At 36.2% G+C, this 15,206-nt stretch carries 20 protein-coding genes; 11 read left to right on the top strand and 9 right to left on the bottom strand.

Annotation, left to right across the window (positions count from 1 at the left end; translation table 11 throughout):
• Positions 1 to 76 precede the first annotated feature (76 nt).
• On the top strand, positions 77 to 277 hold the full coding sequence (ytzI, locus tag G532_RS15185) for a YtzI protein (RefSeq protein ID WP_035512938.1): 201 nt from the start codon (positions 77 to 79) through the stop codon (positions 275 to 277).
• A gap of 48 nt (positions 278 to 325) precedes the next feature.
• Here ytzI and G532_RS0110895 read toward each other — a convergent pair whose 3' ends face one another.
• Entirely contained in the window at positions 326 to 799 is a 474-nt protein-coding gene (locus G532_RS0110895) for a thioredoxin family protein (RefSeq protein ID WP_027964852.1), read from the bottom strand.
• A 1-nt stretch (position 800) separates the two neighbouring features.
• Positions 801 to 1,223, bottom strand: coding sequence for a disulfide oxidoreductase (locus G532_RS0110890; RefSeq protein WP_027964851.1), 423 nt, complete (start codon positions 1,221 to 1,223; stop codon positions 801 to 803).
• Between the two features lie 129 nt (positions 1,224 to 1,352).
• Here G532_RS0110890 and G532_RS0110885 point away from each other — a divergent pair, with 129 nt between their 5' ends.
• Positions 1,353 to 2,141 (top strand): hypothetical protein, encoded by a 789-nt coding sequence (locus G532_RS0110885; RefSeq protein ID WP_027964850.1) that lies wholly within the window; start codon positions 1,353 to 1,355, stop codon positions 2,139 to 2,141.
• 37 nt (positions 2,142 to 2,178) lie between these two features.
• Here the strand turns inward: G532_RS0110885 and G532_RS15180 are convergent, their stop codons facing one another.
• Genes G532_RS15180 through G532_RS0110870 form a run of 3 tightly spaced genes read right to left on the bottom strand, consistent with a single transcriptional unit; the run spans position 2,179 to position 3,514 of the window.
• On the bottom strand, positions 2,179 to 2,556 hold the full coding sequence (locus G532_RS15180) for a hypothetical protein (protein ID WP_051189149.1): 378 nt from the start codon (positions 2,554 to 2,556) through the stop codon (positions 2,179 to 2,181).
• The gene (locus G532_RS0110875) at positions 2,556 to 2,861 is read right to left on the bottom strand and encodes an antibiotic biosynthesis monooxygenase family protein (RefSeq protein WP_027964849.1); all 306 of its coding nucleotides are present in this window, start codon (positions 2,859 to 2,861) and stop codon (positions 2,556 to 2,558) included. Before G532_RS0110875 ends, G532_RS15180 begins: the two co-directional genes overlap by 1 nt.
• Positions 2,861 to 3,514: a cobalamin B12-binding domain-containing protein gene (locus G532_RS0110870; protein ID WP_027964848.1), complete on the bottom strand. Its 654-nt coding sequence runs from the start codon at positions 3,512 to 3,514 to the stop codon at positions 2,861 to 2,863. The genes G532_RS0110875 and G532_RS0110870 overlap by 1 nt, the downstream gene beginning before the upstream one ends.
• A 204-nt stretch (positions 3,515 to 3,718) precedes the next feature.
• Between G532_RS0110870 and G532_RS0110865 the strand changes: the two genes are divergently transcribed.
• The 4 genes from G532_RS0110865 to G532_RS0110850 are packed head-to-tail and all read left to right on the top strand — an operon-like array spanning position 3,719 to position 6,503.
• Positions 3,719 to 4,063 (top strand): ArsR/SmtB family transcription factor, encoded by a 345-nt coding sequence (locus tag G532_RS0110865; RefSeq protein ID WP_027964847.1) that lies wholly within the window; start codon positions 3,719 to 3,721, stop codon positions 4,061 to 4,063.
• 15 nt (positions 4,064 to 4,078) lie between these two features.
• Positions 4,079 to 5,377, top strand: a complete 1,299-nt coding sequence (locus G532_RS0110860; RefSeq protein WP_027964846.1) for an arsenic transporter — start codon at positions 4,079 to 4,081, stop codon at positions 5,375 to 5,377.
• A 12-nt stretch (positions 5,378 to 5,389) separates the two neighbouring features.
• The gene (gene arsC, locus G532_RS0110855; protein WP_027964845.1) at positions 5,390 to 5,800 is read left to right on the top strand and encodes an arsenate reductase (thioredoxin); all 411 of its coding nucleotides are present in this window, start codon (positions 5,390 to 5,392) and stop codon (positions 5,798 to 5,800) included.
• A 52-nt stretch (positions 5,801 to 5,852) separates the two neighbouring features.
• Positions 5,853 to 6,503: a class I SAM-dependent methyltransferase gene (locus G532_RS0110850; RefSeq protein WP_425402132.1), complete on the top strand. Its 651-nt coding sequence runs from the start codon at positions 5,853 to 5,855 to the stop codon at positions 6,501 to 6,503.
• Between the two features lie 196 nt (positions 6,504 to 6,699).
• Here the strand turns inward: G532_RS0110850 and G532_RS0110845 are convergent, their stop codons facing one another.
• The gene (locus G532_RS0110845) at positions 6,700 to 7,521 is read right to left on the bottom strand and encodes a SurA N-terminal domain-containing protein (protein ID WP_027964843.1); all 822 of its coding nucleotides are present in this window, start codon (positions 7,519 to 7,521) and stop codon (positions 6,700 to 6,702) included.
• Positions 7,522 to 7,793: 272 nt separating this feature from the next.
• On the opposite strand from G532_RS0110845, the gene G532_RS0110840 reads away from it, so the two are divergent.
• The 3 genes from G532_RS0110840 (at position 7,794) to G532_RS0110830 (ending at position 10,813) form a co-directional block, all read left to right on the top strand.
• Positions 7,794 to 7,991, top strand: a complete 198-nt coding sequence (locus G532_RS0110840) for a cold shock domain-containing protein (RefSeq protein WP_027964842.1) — start codon at positions 7,794 to 7,796, stop codon at positions 7,989 to 7,991.
• Positions 7,992 to 8,247: 256 nt separating this feature from the next.
• Complete coding sequence (locus tag G532_RS0110835; RefSeq protein WP_027964841.1) at positions 8,248 to 10,332, top strand: putative bifunctional diguanylate cyclase/phosphodiesterase; 2,085 nt, start codon at positions 8,248 to 8,250, stop codon at positions 10,330 to 10,332.
• 64 nt (positions 10,333 to 10,396) lie between these two features.
• Positions 10,397 to 10,813 (top strand): organic hydroperoxide resistance protein, encoded by a 417-nt coding sequence (locus G532_RS0110830; RefSeq protein ID WP_027964840.1) that lies wholly within the window; start codon positions 10,397 to 10,399, stop codon positions 10,811 to 10,813.
• 99 nt (positions 10,814 to 10,912) lie between these two features.
• On the opposite strand, the gene G532_RS15905 is transcribed toward G532_RS0110830, so the two are convergent.
• Positions 10,913 to 11,656, bottom strand: coding sequence for a 3D domain-containing protein (locus G532_RS15905; protein ID WP_245570142.1), 744 nt, complete (start codon positions 11,654 to 11,656; stop codon positions 10,913 to 10,915).
• A 278-nt stretch (positions 11,657 to 11,934) separates the two neighbouring features.
• Between G532_RS15905 and G532_RS0110820 the strand changes: the two genes are divergently transcribed.
• Both G532_RS0110820 and G532_RS0110815 read left to right on the top strand, forming a co-directional pair.
• Positions 11,935 to 12,462 (top strand): DNA topology modulation protein, encoded by a 528-nt coding sequence (locus tag G532_RS0110820; RefSeq protein ID WP_027964839.1) that lies wholly within the window; start codon positions 11,935 to 11,937, stop codon positions 12,460 to 12,462.
• Positions 12,463 to 12,506: 44 nt separating this feature from the next.
• A complete protein-coding gene (locus G532_RS0110815; RefSeq protein ID WP_027964838.1) occupies positions 12,507 to 13,070 on the top strand; it encodes an NADPH-dependent FMN reductase in 564 nt (187 codons plus the stop codon).
• 94 nt (positions 13,071 to 13,164) lie between these two features.
• Here the strand turns inward: G532_RS0110815 and G532_RS0110810 are convergent, their stop codons facing one another.
• Positions 13,165 to 13,935, bottom strand: a complete 771-nt coding sequence (locus tag G532_RS0110810) for an enoyl-CoA hydratase (protein ID WP_027964837.1) — start codon at positions 13,933 to 13,935, stop codon at positions 13,165 to 13,167.
• A gap of 14 nt (positions 13,936 to 13,949) precedes the next feature.
• Positions 13,950 to 15,191, bottom strand: a complete 1,242-nt coding sequence (locus tag G532_RS0110805) for a helix-turn-helix domain-containing protein (protein WP_027964836.1) — start codon at positions 15,189 to 15,191, stop codon at positions 13,950 to 13,952.
• Positions 15,192 to 15,206 lie beyond the last annotated feature (15 nt).

Here is a 15,206-nt window from a genome sequence, read left to right as displayed (position 1 = left end):
TGAATAAGCGGAATGATTTGGTAGTAATTTCAGAATCATTTATAATATAATCAAACGCTTAACAAGGGGTATGTACATGTTTTTTTATATATTACTGTTATCTATTGCTATCATAATCTTTGTCTTGATTTTATCTGTGATCGCAATCTCAAAAGGTTATGCCTATGAACATACGGTAGACCCAATTCCAGGAGAAGAAGACCAAGATAAAACGGAAGATGAAGAGCACGAAGATGAAAATTCGAAAGAAATACCTAACGATTCAGACTCGAAATAATAGAAAAAGGTTCCTTCGACATTACGTGAAGGAACCTTTTTTGTATTATTATTCAGCTGCATACGTTTCTAAGAAAGCTTCGTATTCTTCGTTCGGTGCAGCACCTACAATGCGATCTACTTCTTCTCCATTTTCATAATGAACAAGGGTAGGTGTCGCTTCAATATTGTAGCTTCTCCAACCTTCTTCAAATTCAAGTAAATTGAATTGATGAAGCTCGACATCATTGTCTTCTGCAATTGGCATTAAGCGTGGTGTTGCTTCTATACAATGTTCACAAGAAGGGCTGTAGAAATATACAGTAACTTCTTCTTCGTTTTCAATCTCTGACTCTAACTCTTCAGGTAGTATATTGTTTTGGTAATTAGGGTCATCTAATAAGTCAGCAGTATCAGAATGAAGACTATCTTTATTATATGGGTTATCCCCGTCGACTTCATCAGTTTGTGCCATATTAGAAAGTAGTGCAATCGCTATAAATAAAACGATGATAATGGATCCGAAAATAAGTAGTTTCTTCATGTTAATCCTCCCTTGTATTCTTCCAAGCAATGACATTTACAACGAAAATAATAAGAAATGCAACGAGAGCAAGGAAAGGAATGGTTATAAATCCACCCCAGTTGATATAAGCACTTGTACAGCCGACTTGGCCACAAGTTGGCGCGCTATCTTGTAAAAACGGTAATTTTTGAATGGCGTAATGATAGCTAGCAGTACCTAATCCAATAAATGACAGGACGGCACCATACTTAAACACATTACCATCTTTTAGAACGATTCCAATGATATATATGATGACTAATGGGTACATAAGAATTCGTTGATACCAACATAATTGGCAAGGTTCAAAATTTCTAATTTCAGAAAAATATAATGAACCTAATGTAGCAACGAGAGCAATGACCCAGCTAACCACGGCATAATTTTCTTGACGTTTGTCCATAAGCTCTCCTTTTAAAAATGGATTCTATGAAAATTATAGTATGAATTGGAGTGGAAAGTAAGTGATATGTTTGAACATTTTCTAAATTAACGAAATAGTGTATGATAAATGAAGATTGGAGGGACAACCATGAATTTGTTTCATCAAATAAGTGTTAGAGTTGCTTGTGCATTTGCATCCTTTTTAATAGCTTATCTTGTTTATTTGGTCTATACTGGCTTTCATTTGTCAGATGCGTATGATTTATTAGCAAACCCGGTGATCTGGGGTGTGTTTATAGTTTATTTAGTTCTGGCATCTTTTGTTGTGGAATGGGCAGCCATTAAGCTAGAGGATGAATCCAAGAAAATGTATGTTTCGTTGTACATGACTGCTGGTTTCTTGGTGTGGGTGTTTGGTTATTTGAACGTTGCTTTTGATTCATTCTTTTGGTACATATACCTTGTTTTATTTAGTAGTATTTTTAGCGTTGTAGCGTTTATTATATTTTATTTTTTAACCATGTACGCACAGAAAACGAGAATGCGTCCGTTTATCGTTGGTTTTCCAGCTATTTTGATTGTGTTGACTATCTTAATTTGGAACCCTGCGGTGAAGCTTGCTTTTGAATCGGATTATCAGAATGAATCCTATACTGCTAGTTTTGATTTGTTTAACGGAGAAGAAATTGTGCAAATACCTGTAGAAGAGGGTCAAAGTTATGAAATCCTCGTTAATTGGGAGATCGGTGAAGAAGAGAATCCGTATGGTTTAAAAGTACATCCGACTTCAAATAACTTAGGAACCGTGGAATATATCGGTGAAAATGATGAGTGGCACTATCTATTTGAATCAGAGCATGACGGGGAACTTCGCTTAATTTATCACGGGAAAAATATTAGTGGTACCATGAATATGCAGTGGGAAGAAGTGAACTAATAAAAAAACCGTTTCGGCTAAATTTGCCGGAACGGTTTTATAATTTTAAGCGTAAACTTTCGATAGCATCTTCAAGTCGCTCGAGATGAAAATCCCAATTTCCTTTATCATTCATCTTATCGATTGTTTCATACATTAATTCAAAGTTTTGAATGATATGTTCGGTATGAAGCTTTCTACTAGTTAATACATCGTGGAGCCATTCGGTGTAATCTTCAAACACACTTGGGTTATTCAGTTGATAACTTGTGTGTAAATAACGCATGTGAAAGAAATTGTCTTCTGTACATCGTTCTAATCCACTATGTCCGAATAGCTCATAGAGTTTTGGATTTTCTTTATAGATCCCGTCAACTACCAATTTAACGACTTGTCCCATTTTTGGGTCGTAGTTAACGTTTTTCGTAAAATTCATTAATTAGCGACCACCTTATATTTTTTAACTTTAGGTACAATGCTTGCAAGTTCCTGGTCTGGGTAGTTTTTCTCCAGCTCATGAATCTTTTTAAAGTTATCACTCCTAGCCCAGTTTAAATAATCCTCTTTTGTTTCCCATATCGTATGCACAGTTAATTCGTATGGTTTTTTATCGTTCTGAAGTAATTGGAATTTGATAAAACCTGTTTGGGTGTCGACAGATTTAGAACGGTTTCTATAAATATCAATCACTTCTTGCTCTTTTCCTTCAGGTACAATGACCGTTGAATCTACTATATACATCAAATTCCCCCGTTCTCTTTCACCAACCATTGATGCAAGTCTTCTGCATGTAAGAAGTGCGCGTCGTAGTCAATATTCTCAATTAAGCTATCATTTTTATGAAAAGCATATCCACCAATAATAATCCGTGTATTCTGGAGACTATCTTCCTTACGAATTAAATCGTTCAATTCGAGTGCTGGTAGCATGTGATTAGATAGTGTAATCGAATAAGCTACAAAATCTGGCTGGATTTTCTTTAATTCTTTTATTATATGAATGTTCGGCATATCAGCTCCGAAGAAATAGGTTTGATAACCGTGCTCTTGGAAGACGTTTCGTATAATTTGAATTCCTAAATAGTGAGCATTGGATTCAATTGAAAACATACAAACACTTTGATTTGTATCTTGATTTGTATGCGACTTTGACAATATGCCAATCTGAGTTACAACCGTTTGTGAAATCGATGTCGCCATATGTTCTTGGGCCACGGAGATTTCATTACGCTGCCATAACTGACCAATTTCATGCATTGCATCTGAAATAGCTAAGTATAACTCTATTGGTTTGATTTCTTGTAAAGATTGCTGTGCATATTCGATCGCATCTGCTGCATCTCCATTTAGTAAAAACTTTAAATATTCCTGTTTAAATGTTTCTCTGGAAGACATGTTTTGAATCTCCTTCATCGTTCTCTAACCTTATGCATCATAATGACGAATACACAGTGTATAGCATTAATTCTATCAATAATATAGCCTGCTGACTAGTCATTTGGAAGTAAATAACAAGGTATATTTCAATGTACTGCATTGCTTTATCTATAAAAGTATATTACTATATAAGCAATTACTTATATAGAGGAGGGGACTTTAATGGAACAGACATACATGAAGAAAGCAGACTTAGCGAATGTGTTAAAGCTTTTAGGAGATCAAACACGATTATCGGTTATGAGTTATTTGGAAGAAGATGAATGTTGTGTATGTGAATTTGTGGAATTATTAAATATGTCTCAACCAGCCATTAGTCAGCATTTACGTAAATTAAGAGATGCTAAATTGGTTAAAGAGAAACGTAAAGGTAATTGGATCTTTTATGAGATTAATAAAGGGCACGAAGCCTACTATGTGGTCCACGAAATTTTAAAGCAAATCCCTGATTCAAAAAAAGAATTAGATGAACTATCAAATAATAATTTACGAATAATTTGTGACTAGTAAGGAGGACATGAAGTGGACGTATTTATAGCAGTTTCGATTTTTTTAATTACGTTAACTTTTGTTATATGGCAACCTAAAAAGTTAGGGATTGGTTGGTCTGCTTGTGCAGGTGCAGTGATTGCACTTATTTTTGGAGTGGTATCTGTGCAAGATGTAGTGGATGTAACCGAATTGGTTTGGAATGCCACATTAGCGTTTGTAGCGATTATTATTATATCACTTATCTTAGATGAAATTGGTTTCTTTGAATGGGCTGCACTACATATGGCTCGGCTCGCAAATGGTAATGGAGTGAAAATGTTTATATTAGTAACTCTTTTAGGTGCGGCTGTGGCAGCTTTATTCGCAAATGACGGGGCTGCATTAATTTTAACACCGATTGTATTGTCTATGGTTCGTGCTTTGAACTTTAAAGAGGCAATGATCTTACCTTTCATAATGGCGAGTGGATTTATTGCAGATACGACATCCTTACCATTAATCATAAGTAATTTGGTGAATATCGTTTCGGCTGATTTCTTTGGTTTAGGTTTTACGGAATACATGTTACGTATGATTATACCGAATGTATTCTCAACGATTGCAAGTATTACTGTGTTGTACTTATTTTTTAGGAAATCAATTCCGAAAAGTTATGACACTAGTATCTTACAGGCACCACATGAGGCAATTAAAGACCACCGAATGTTTCGTCTTTCATGGGCGGTATTAGCGGTCTTACTTGTGGGGTATTTTGTAAGTGAGTTTATCCATGTACCTGTTTCGTTCGTTGCTGGTATTATTGCGATCTTCTTTCTAATGATGGCTAGAAGGAGTCCTGCTGTACCGACGACGGAAGTAGTAAAGGGAGCACCTTGGGCTATTGTGTTCTTCTCGATTGGAATGTACGTGGTTGTTTATGGTCTTAGAAATGTTGGGTTAACAGATGTACTCGCAAATGTGTTAGATGGTGCAGCAGATCAAGGGCTATTTGTAGCGACGATGTCTATGGGCTTCATCGCGGCGATTTTATCTTCCGTAATGAATAATATGCCTACAGTAATGATTGACGCGCTTGCTATTGCAGAAACGAATACAAGTGGGGTATTACGTGAATCATTAATCTACGCCAATGTAATAGGTAGTGATTTAGGTCCGAAAATTACCCCGATTGGTTCCTTAGCGACTTTATTATGGTTACATGTGTTATCTAAAAAAGGCATTCACATTTCTTGGGGCTATTATTTTAAAGTTGGGTTGATCTTAACGATTCCGGTTTTATTCTTTACTTTATTAGGGTTATACATTTCATTAGTTTTAATTACATTATAAGGAGTGGGGAAGATGGAAAACAAACCAGTTTTATATTTTCTATGCACAGGAAACTCATGCCGAAGTCAAATGGCTGAAGGATTAGGAAAAGAGATTTTAGGTGATACGTGGGAAGTACACAGTGCTGGGATTGAAGCGCATGGTGTGAATCCGAAAGCGATAGAAATGATGAACGAAGTAGGGATCGATATTACGGATCAAGAATCGTCTATAATTGATATGGAGATTCTAAATAGTGCTTCTTTAGTAATTACCCTATGTGGGGATGCAAAAGAAAATTGCCCGGTAATTCCAGCAAAAGTGCAAACAGATCACTGGGGGCTATTTGATCCAGCTAAAGCAGAAGGAACAGAAGAAGAGGTTGACCAAGTGTTTCGAGATGTAAGAGATGAAATCAAGCGCAGGATCGAAGGTTTAAAATAAGGGAGGAGCTTTTGTGAGCGAGAATAACTTATGGCACACACAAGCAAAGCAGATGTGGAATGAAAAAGCTGCTTTCTGGCATTCCAAAAGTGAAGGTATGTGGGAGGAAGGAAGTCGAAAATCGATAATTCCTTTCTTCTCTGAACATATTCCTATTCATGCAAAAGTGTTGGATATTGGATGTGGAGACGGGTATGGATCTTACCGGCTATGGCAAAAGGGATATAAAGTAGTCGGAATAGATTTATCTGATCATATGATCGAAACGGCACAGAAACAAGTGAATGAGGAGATGAACGATTTATCTTTTAAACAGGCAGACATGCTCGATCTACCTTATGCGGAAGGAAGTTTTGATGCGGTACTTGCAATTAATTCCTTAGAATGGACAGAAAACCCTTCAGAAGCATTAGCACATATTTTAAGTAAACTGAATAGTGGTGGCTACCTTTGTGTCGGAATCCTTGGTCCAACAGCTAAACCGAGACAAAATAGTTACCAGCGACTTTACGGGGAAGATGTAATATGTAATACCATGATGCCCTGGGAGTTCGAGCAGCTAGCAAGTGAATTCGGATTGGAGTTAGTAGCGGATGAAGGTGTTTATAAAAAGGGCGTTGACTTAAAATCAGTCGGTTCTTTGCCTAAAGACTTGAAGCAGTCCTTAACGTTTATGTGGATTTCTATATTTAGAAAAAAGTAACGTGGGAATGCTGGGCGAGGTCTTTGGTCCATGTTCTACTCATTTGGCGAAGTGTTCTATTGATTTAGCAAAATGTTCTACTGATTATCGTGAAACTTCTACTCATTATTGAGAATGTTCTACTGATAATGTTGAAAGTTCTAATCATAAACAAAAAAAGAATCGGGAAATTTCCCGATTCTTTTTATTTCTAGAATTAAATTAAGATCTCGATATCACTTTCTTCACGAAGATCTTCAATTAACGCTTGTGTTTGTTCGCTTTGGTTCTGTTCTTGAACTTGTTGTTCAAGAGTTGGACGCATATCTTCTAAGTCGTCTACTTCTTGGTCTGCTTGTTCAGCTTGTGCAGCATATTCTTCATATGCTTGCTCAATTTCTTCATCTGTTACTTCTGTTTCTTCAGTGTTTTCTTCAATGAAACGAGTTAGCATTAAGTCTAAACGGATATCTTCACGAACTTCTTCTTCTGTTACTTCAAATTCTTCATAAACTTCTTCGATATCATCAGCTTCATGCTGTTGCTTCAATTCTTCTACAAATGAGTTATATTCTTCTTCTAATTCATCATCAGAAGGTTCTAAACCAGATTCTGTTGCGTTTTGTTGAATGATTGTAGTATTTACTAATTGGTCTAATGCAGCTTGACGAATTAAGCCAGGGTTTTCTTCTGCATCAATACCATACATTTGATATTGTTGTGCTACCATTTCTTCATTTTGCATTAGATCACTAGCTTGGATTTCTTCACCATTTACTGTTGCAACTACTTCGCCTTCATCTAATTCTGAAGTGTCAATGTCAACTTCCTCTTCACTTTCAGGTGCCATTCCTTCTTCACCTTCAGTTCCTTTAGCGCCTTCTTCAGCATCTTCGCCTTCAGCACCTTCTTCTTGCTCTGTTTCTTCTTGGTTGTTTTCTTCTTCAGGTGACGCTTCTCCATCACCGTTATCATCATTACAAGCAACCAACATTATGGAGAATATTGCTAATAATAAAACCATTAGCATTTTTTTCATGTTAGAACACATCCTTTGTAGTTTGAAAAAATTATCTTTCGAGTATGCATTGTAGCATAGTAATTTTTAATAGTACAACCAATAGGACAAAATGAAAAATAATTGTAACATTTATCTTTTTTAATCATACCCCTTGCATTTTCGTAAAAAACCATGTAAAGTAATACCTGTAAGAATGATTGATATCGATGATTACTGAACGGCCTCTCTTAAATGAAGCTATAAGTAACTAGATTCAATTGATTCAATGCAATTTAAGGAGGTCATTTAATATGACAGGTACAGTAAAATGGTTTAACTCAGAAAAAGGTTTCGGTTTCATCGAACGTCCAGACGGTGACGATGTATTCGTACACTTCTCTGCGATTCAAGCTGAAGGTTTCAAAACTCTAGAAGAAGGTCAGTCTGTAGAGTTCGAAATCGTTGAAGGCGACCGTGGACCACAAGCAGCAAACGTTGTTGCTCAGTAGTTAAAACGTAAACCAATAAATAAGAAAGCATGTATGGATCTTCCATACATGCTTTTTTTTATTTTATCGATGCAATAGAGATTTGTGGATAAGCGCTATTACTTCTGGATAAAAGAAGATTATTCTGGATATCATTCCAAATCACAATTAGCCCTTCTGAATAATCAGAAAATTTAAACTTCAAAACGAATGACCTAGTCATTTTTTCATGGTTGTAGTAGAATAGAGGAATAATTTGTCGAATGGGAGAATGTTTATGAGCGAGGAATGGACTATGTTATTACATATGATTCACATAGATGGGGAATACAACCTTAGTTTAGTTAGTCTGTCCATCATCATTGCAATTGTTGCTTCCTACGCTGCGATTACTTTAAATGAACGTTTAATGCGCGTTGGAATCATGCATTATACATATTGGATCATTTTAGCATCTTTAACAATGGGGCTTGGAATTTGGGCGATGCATTTTATTGGAATGAGTGCTTATGAGAGCAGTGCTTCCTTTAGTTATAATTGGTTCCTCACAGGTTTATCTGTTTTACCAGCAATTGGTGCATCATTAATTGCCTTTTGGTTAGTATATATAAGGAAGATTCATAAGCTGGTATTTATTATCGCCGGAATTGTCATGGGTATTGGAATCGCCGGTATGCATTATATGGGGATGGAAGCAATGCAAATCCCGAATGGCTACTTGAGCTATGATATGATGTGGCTAATTTTATCAGTGGTTGTTGCCATTTTGATTTCCTTACTGGCCCTTTATATATTAATGAACCAAGGTGGTGCTTTGAAGTGGCATCATAAAGCGATCGTCTCTCTTCTATTAGGATTTGGAATTTCTTCGATGCACTACACTGGCATGCGAGCGACCACTCTAGTGGTGAATGAATCCCAAATGGAGATGGCTTCTGGAAGTGCTCACTCGATGGAAATTGTAGTCATGGCTGTAACAGCAATTATCGGTATTATGATTAGCTTTTCATTATATAGTAGTTTATTTGATCAGCAGTTGTCTAAACGTCTGAAGCACTATGATTTACTTACTAAGTTGCCTAATCGAAAAATGTTCATTAATGAATTAAAACAGTGTAGTGATCGCTCTCCACAAACAGGGGTAGCCATTATTCATTTACATGATTTAGAGACAATCAACACAAAATATAGTTATCAATTTGGTGATGACGCAATTATTAAATTAGTAAGGCAGCTACGAGATGTTTATAAAAAATATGCCTTTAGAAATGAATTAAGAATATATAGGTTAAGTAATCAAAAATTGGCTGTCATTTATAATGATCGAAACGTGCAACAAAGAAGTGTAGATTTTTCAAGAGAATTATTACAAGTTGTTAAAAACCCAATAGTCATAGGTGAAGAGCAATTTTATCCTTCCTTATCCATTGGTATTTCACTTAAACCAGAAACAGCAGTGAATCCGGATGAATTGATTGAACAGGCATATGCTGTAATCAATGTAAAAGGAGATGAATTGATTGGACAGTACGCGATTTATCGCCATACACTTCATCAAAAAGGTTTGAAAGATAAATTGATTGAAAGGCTACGATTGATGGAATTTGACCGTGAACTAAATGTGGTTTACCAACCTAAAATCTCAAATACCACTCAAGAAATGGTCGGTGTGGAGGCGCTTTTACGTTGGGAAGATAGACAAATGGGGAAAATATCCCCTGCAAAATTTATCCCAGTAGCTGAAGAAACAGGAGATATTTATCCAATAACTTTGTGGGTAATCGAACAGTGCCTGAAACAAGTAAAGCAGTGGAAAGAACTTGATATTCATGTGGATACAGTTGCAATTAATTTGTCTGGTAAAGTACTATCAGAACCTAACTTCACAAAAGATCTTGATAAATTGTTATTAGAACATAAAGTACCTGCTAGCAAATTAGAGTTCGAAGTGACAGAAACGAGTGTCGTTCGGCAGGAGCAAATGGCAGTCGAAACAATTAATCATCTGAAAAAATTAGGAGCAACCATTGCTTTAGATGATTTTGGAACAGGATTTTCTTCACTCACTTATTTGCGAAAATTACCTCTCGATAAAATGAAAATTGATAAATCATTTTTAGAAGATATAACACATAATAAAGAGGGCCAACAGTTTTTAAGCAACGTAGTAAACTTAGGTAAATCAATCGGATTACAAGTAGTAGTGGAAGGTGTCGAAATTCAAGAAGAACTTGATATTATTCGAGGTACCAAAGTCGATGAAATTCAAGGTTTCTACTATGCAAAACCAATGTCTTCAGGAGAATTAGTGCCATGGTTAGATGCTTATGAACATGACCAACAAGTTGCTGCTTCTGATTAACGATGCATAAAATTTTATGTAACGGGTATGGAATAGAGAGACCGATAAAAAAGGAGTGTATAATATGAGTGAACTTTTCAAAACAAAAGCAACTGCTAAAGGTGGCCGTGGTGGTCATGTGAAGTCAGATGATGGTGTTATTGACTTAAACGTTGTAATGCCAACAGATGATACGGATGAAACAGGTACAAACCCTGAACAACTATTCGCTGCAGGATATGCAGCTTGTTATGATGGTGCATTGAATTTAGTTGCTAAGAACAAAGGAAAAGATATTGACTCCACTACTCATGGTGAAGTTTCGTTTTTAAAAGATGAATCTGATGGCGGATTTAAAATCGCTGTGAAATTAACTTCTGAAATTGATGGTGTCTCTCAAGATGAAGCGAATGATTTAATGGATGAAGCACATCAAGTTTGTCCATATTCGAAAGCAACACGTAACAACATTGAAGTGTCATTAGTAGCTAAAGCTAAATAAAATCATATAAAAAGATCAGGCAGGGCTAAATAGCCTTGCCTGATTTTTTATTCAAAAAAAGAGAGAAGAAATAATTTATCCCTTCTCTCTTAAACAATATTACTCAATAACTTCCACTCTTACTTGTCTTACTCCATAACGAAGTGCTTCTTCTTCATCTGCCATAAATAAATCGATTTTATTACCTTTAATGGCACCACCGATATCACCAGCGATTGCTGTGCCATATCCTTCTACCCAAACTTTTGAGCCTAAAGGAATCACATTTGGATCAACTGCGATTACTTTCTGGTTTGGGTTTGCTCTTAAGTCTTGTCCAGTGTAAGTTGTGCCGCTGCAACCGTCACAATGTGCAGTATATGCTGTTGCTGTCATATACATCGTTTCACCGGAAGCTTCTGTCTCGTTACTTACTTGTTGAATATTTTCATTTTCAGCTTCTTGTTCTTGGCTTTCCTGTTGTTCTTCCTGAGCTACTTGTTGTTCCTGTTGCTCTTGTTCTTCTTGAGCTGCTTGACGTTCACGTTCTTCTTGAGCTTCTTGCTCGGCTTGTCTTTCGCGTTCTTGTTGTGCTTCACGTTCTTCTTGTTCTTGACGTTCTTGAGCTAGTTGCGCTTCTTCTTCTGCTATAATAGAAGCAATGAAGTCTTCTTGACCTTTTGCAGCTTCTAATTCAACGTCCATCGTCTCAAAATCAATTGGTGTTTGGACTTCGTTTGCTACTTCTTCTGTTTGTTTATTATCTGCTTCTGTGTTTTGTTCCGTGTCATCCTGATCGAATGCCATCAACACCACTGCGAGTATAATTATAATTGCTGAAACACTAAATAGTACTTTTTTCATCGTATACATACCTCCATGAAACTAAGGCTTTCGCCATAATCACTCGTATTCGAGTTTAATTTCTTAGGACTTTACTCATGTCCCAAGTCCATGTGCTAGTATAACAAGTGTGTGTTTCAGGTCAATCACAACGCTAATACAAAAAGGTGACAATTACATAACATTGCTTGTAATATTTCTAAAAATTACATATAAAAAAGGTCAAAAGTTGATTTGTTTTATGTAAATGTTTAAAATGGTTAGGTATTTAAAACTATACATAGGAAGAGGTGTGAGGGTTGGACCGAATATTAATTATTGGATCAAGTGCAGCGGGAAAATCTTCACTTGCAATAAAATTAGGAGAAATATTAGGTAAAAAGGTACACCATCTGGACGCGTACTATTGGCAACCAAACTGGCGACCGCTGGAGAAGGAAAAGTTCAGGGAGGTGAATCATAGGTTGGTTCAAGATTCTGAATGGATTATTGATGGGTTTTACGGTTCAACTTTCGATATCAGACTGAAAGAAGCAGACACAGTAATTTTGCTCGATTATTCTCGCTATTTATGTATGTACCGCGCTATTAAAAGAAGAATCCAGTACAACGGTACTATTCGGCCGGATATGGGTTCTGGGTGTAAAGAAAAAATTGATCTGGAATTTCTTAAATATATATGGGATTTTCCTAAAAATAAGATGAGTGAAATTAATCAATCTTTAGCAGAAAGTGAGCTTCAAAGAGTGATCCGGCTTGAATCCCCCAAAGAAACCGAGCAGTTTATCCGAAATGTAAAGGAAAAAATGAGTCAAGAAACTGGCTGAATGAAACCTTCCTATCATAAAATATTCTTTGAAGGAGGATTCGCATGCATATACTAATAATAAATGGCACAGTAACTGGTACAAAAACCCGTTCGTTGGTTAGTGTAACAGAAACCTATATAAGTCAGTTTGACCATAATCATACGACTGAACAAGTTCATTTAGAGGACTACGATTTAAATTTCGCAGATGGACGTCCAAAAGAGGAATATACGGAAGACACCACCGCTTTAATTAAAAAAATCGAAGAAGCTGATGGGTACATCATAATTTCCCCTGTATTCCAGGGTTCCATTCCAGGTGTCCTTAAAAATATGTTTGATTTAATTCAACCGAAGTCGATGCGGTATAAGCCAGTAGCGATTATTGCAAACGGCGGAAGTATGCACCACCATATGGTAATGGAATATCAATTAAAACCAATATTAGATTACTTGCGCTGCCTAGTAACTCCAAATTACGTATACACGCATACTGCTCATTTTTCTTATACAAAAGAATTGATTGATGACGACGTGAAACAACGGATCCATGAATTGTCTCGAGTTTTTCTTGAATACTTAGATATGAGCCGTGCAGTTCGTGAAGGTGATTGGTTGAATAAATAAAAATGTGTTACATGACTGTAAGCATGATAGGTCATTGGCTCAAGAACGTAAAAACCCTTAGCAGCTTTCAAACTGTTAAGGGTTTTTCAAATCCTTATTCGCCTTTAAACTCAGGGTGTCGCTTATTTAAAAACGCATCCACACCTTCTTGGTGATCTTTTGTTTCTCGCATTTTCTGTTGGCTGATCTTTTCTGATTTAAGAGTTTCCGCTAAAGTGTTGTAATGTTTCTTTTGAATGATTTCCTTCGTTTCGATCATTGATTTAGTTGGCGCCTTTAGGATGTGTCCAACTGTTTCTTCCACAAGTTGACTGAATTCGTTAGTAGTATATTGATCTATTAAACCTACCTCATATGCCTGTTCTGCATTCAACATTTCTCCCTGCCAAATCAATTGTTTGGCTTTTACAGCTCCAAGTCTTTGTTCCATATGAAAATGACCACCGCCGTCAGGTACAAGTCCAATTCCAATGAAATTCATTGCTGCTCTAGCGTTTTGGTCAGCAATAACATAGTCAGCACCTAAGGCTAAGCTTAACCCGAGACCAGCCGCGGCACCATTTAATGCGGCAATCGTTATTTTAGGTAAAGAATAAAATTTAAGACTGATACTTTCGATCATATCCATTACTTGAGAAAATTGCTGTGCGTCCGCTTCTTGCAGCATCATTTTCATATCGCCACCTGCTGAGAAGGCTTTTCCAGCTCCAGTGATTACCACAATGTCTGCAGAACTTTTTTCTACTTCTTCTAAAGCGTTATTTAATGAAGTAAGTAATTCAATATTCATCGCATTCAATTGTCCAGGTCTGTTTAGTGTAATAGTAGCAACTCTTTCTTCGAGTTTTAATTGTACAGTTTCCATGTTGAGCACCTCTTTTAATGTAAGTTTAACAATTTTTCTTGGTAAAATAGAGCTTCATTTGTTTGGCCATTTTCTTTACATAAGTAAACTAATAATTGGTATACTTCTTGCAAACATTCTTTATTTTTCTCTTCTTCAAAATAAGGGAGAATCGTTTCGCTTAACCTATTTATAAACTCTTCTGAACGTGCCTTGCCCTCCAATTGTACACGCAAAAGCTCAAATAAATAAATCGACGTTTGGTGGTTTAATTGTTTAGCTATTTGCTCCCCCTTGTCTAAATACCATACAGCCATGTCGAATTCCTGCTTTTGAAAGTGGATTTTTGTAAGTGCTCGATAAACTTTCAAGTGGTGATGAGAATCTTGTTCATTTTTTAAGCTGTTCTTTAAAAACTTTACAGCATAATTTCTTTTTTCCATTTGGGTGTATAGTACTCCAATTAAATATTGAATTTGGGCGCTATGATCTTTCATATCCATCATAGGCTTTGCGTGGAGCACTTGTAAAAAATAATCTTCTGCAAGGTTATATACTTTGAGTTTGGTGTAGTTTATTCCAAATAAAATATAACAATCAGTAACCTTTTGGTAGAAAAATTCTTGAATATATTGCTCAATTGCAATTTGTAAGTAGTGATTAGAGTACGCAGGTTGGTCCATATTAGAGAGTGACTTGGCTAACAAATAATAAATGTCCGCATCAGGTTGGTTATCTTTTTCCATCTGACTATATGCTTCTAGTAAACATTGATAGGCCTGCCTAGGTTGTTCCGAGTAAATATAATATAGACCAATTACTTTGTGATACAAGTGTGAATGGGTTTCTAATAGGGACTCCTTCGCATCAAGAACTTTCGCTGCGAGTACATATACTTCTTCCCGTTGATTAGATTCCAACAAGTAGAATAAATAAATAAGGTTAAATAAATGGTGAGCTTTTGGGTTGTGAAGCGGAGATCGTGTCTCATTAATTTCCTCTAGTAGTAAATCTGCATCACTTTTGTTACTTTTATTGATTTCTTTATATAGCTGCATGATTTTTTGAATTAATTGATTTGTATCAAATGTTAAAAATTGATCAATAGAGACTTGTAATCGTTCACTTAAATCTTCTAATAGTTCTTGCCCAGGATCTACTGTTCCATTTTCAACTTTACTAAGATAGGAAATGGAACATACTCCTGCGGCGAGATCTTTTTGTGTCATTTGGTTTTTGATCCTATGGTACTGAATAAGGGTTCCAATATCGACCATAAGGAGCACCCACTT

It is taken from the genome of Halalkalibacillus halophilus DSM 18494, assembly GCF_000423105.1.
Classification (GTDB): domain Bacteria; phylum Bacillota; class Bacilli; order Bacillales; family Alkalibacillaceae; genus Halalkalibacillus; species Halalkalibacillus halophilus.
This window is presented reverse-complemented; position numbering and strand designations above follow the sequence as displayed.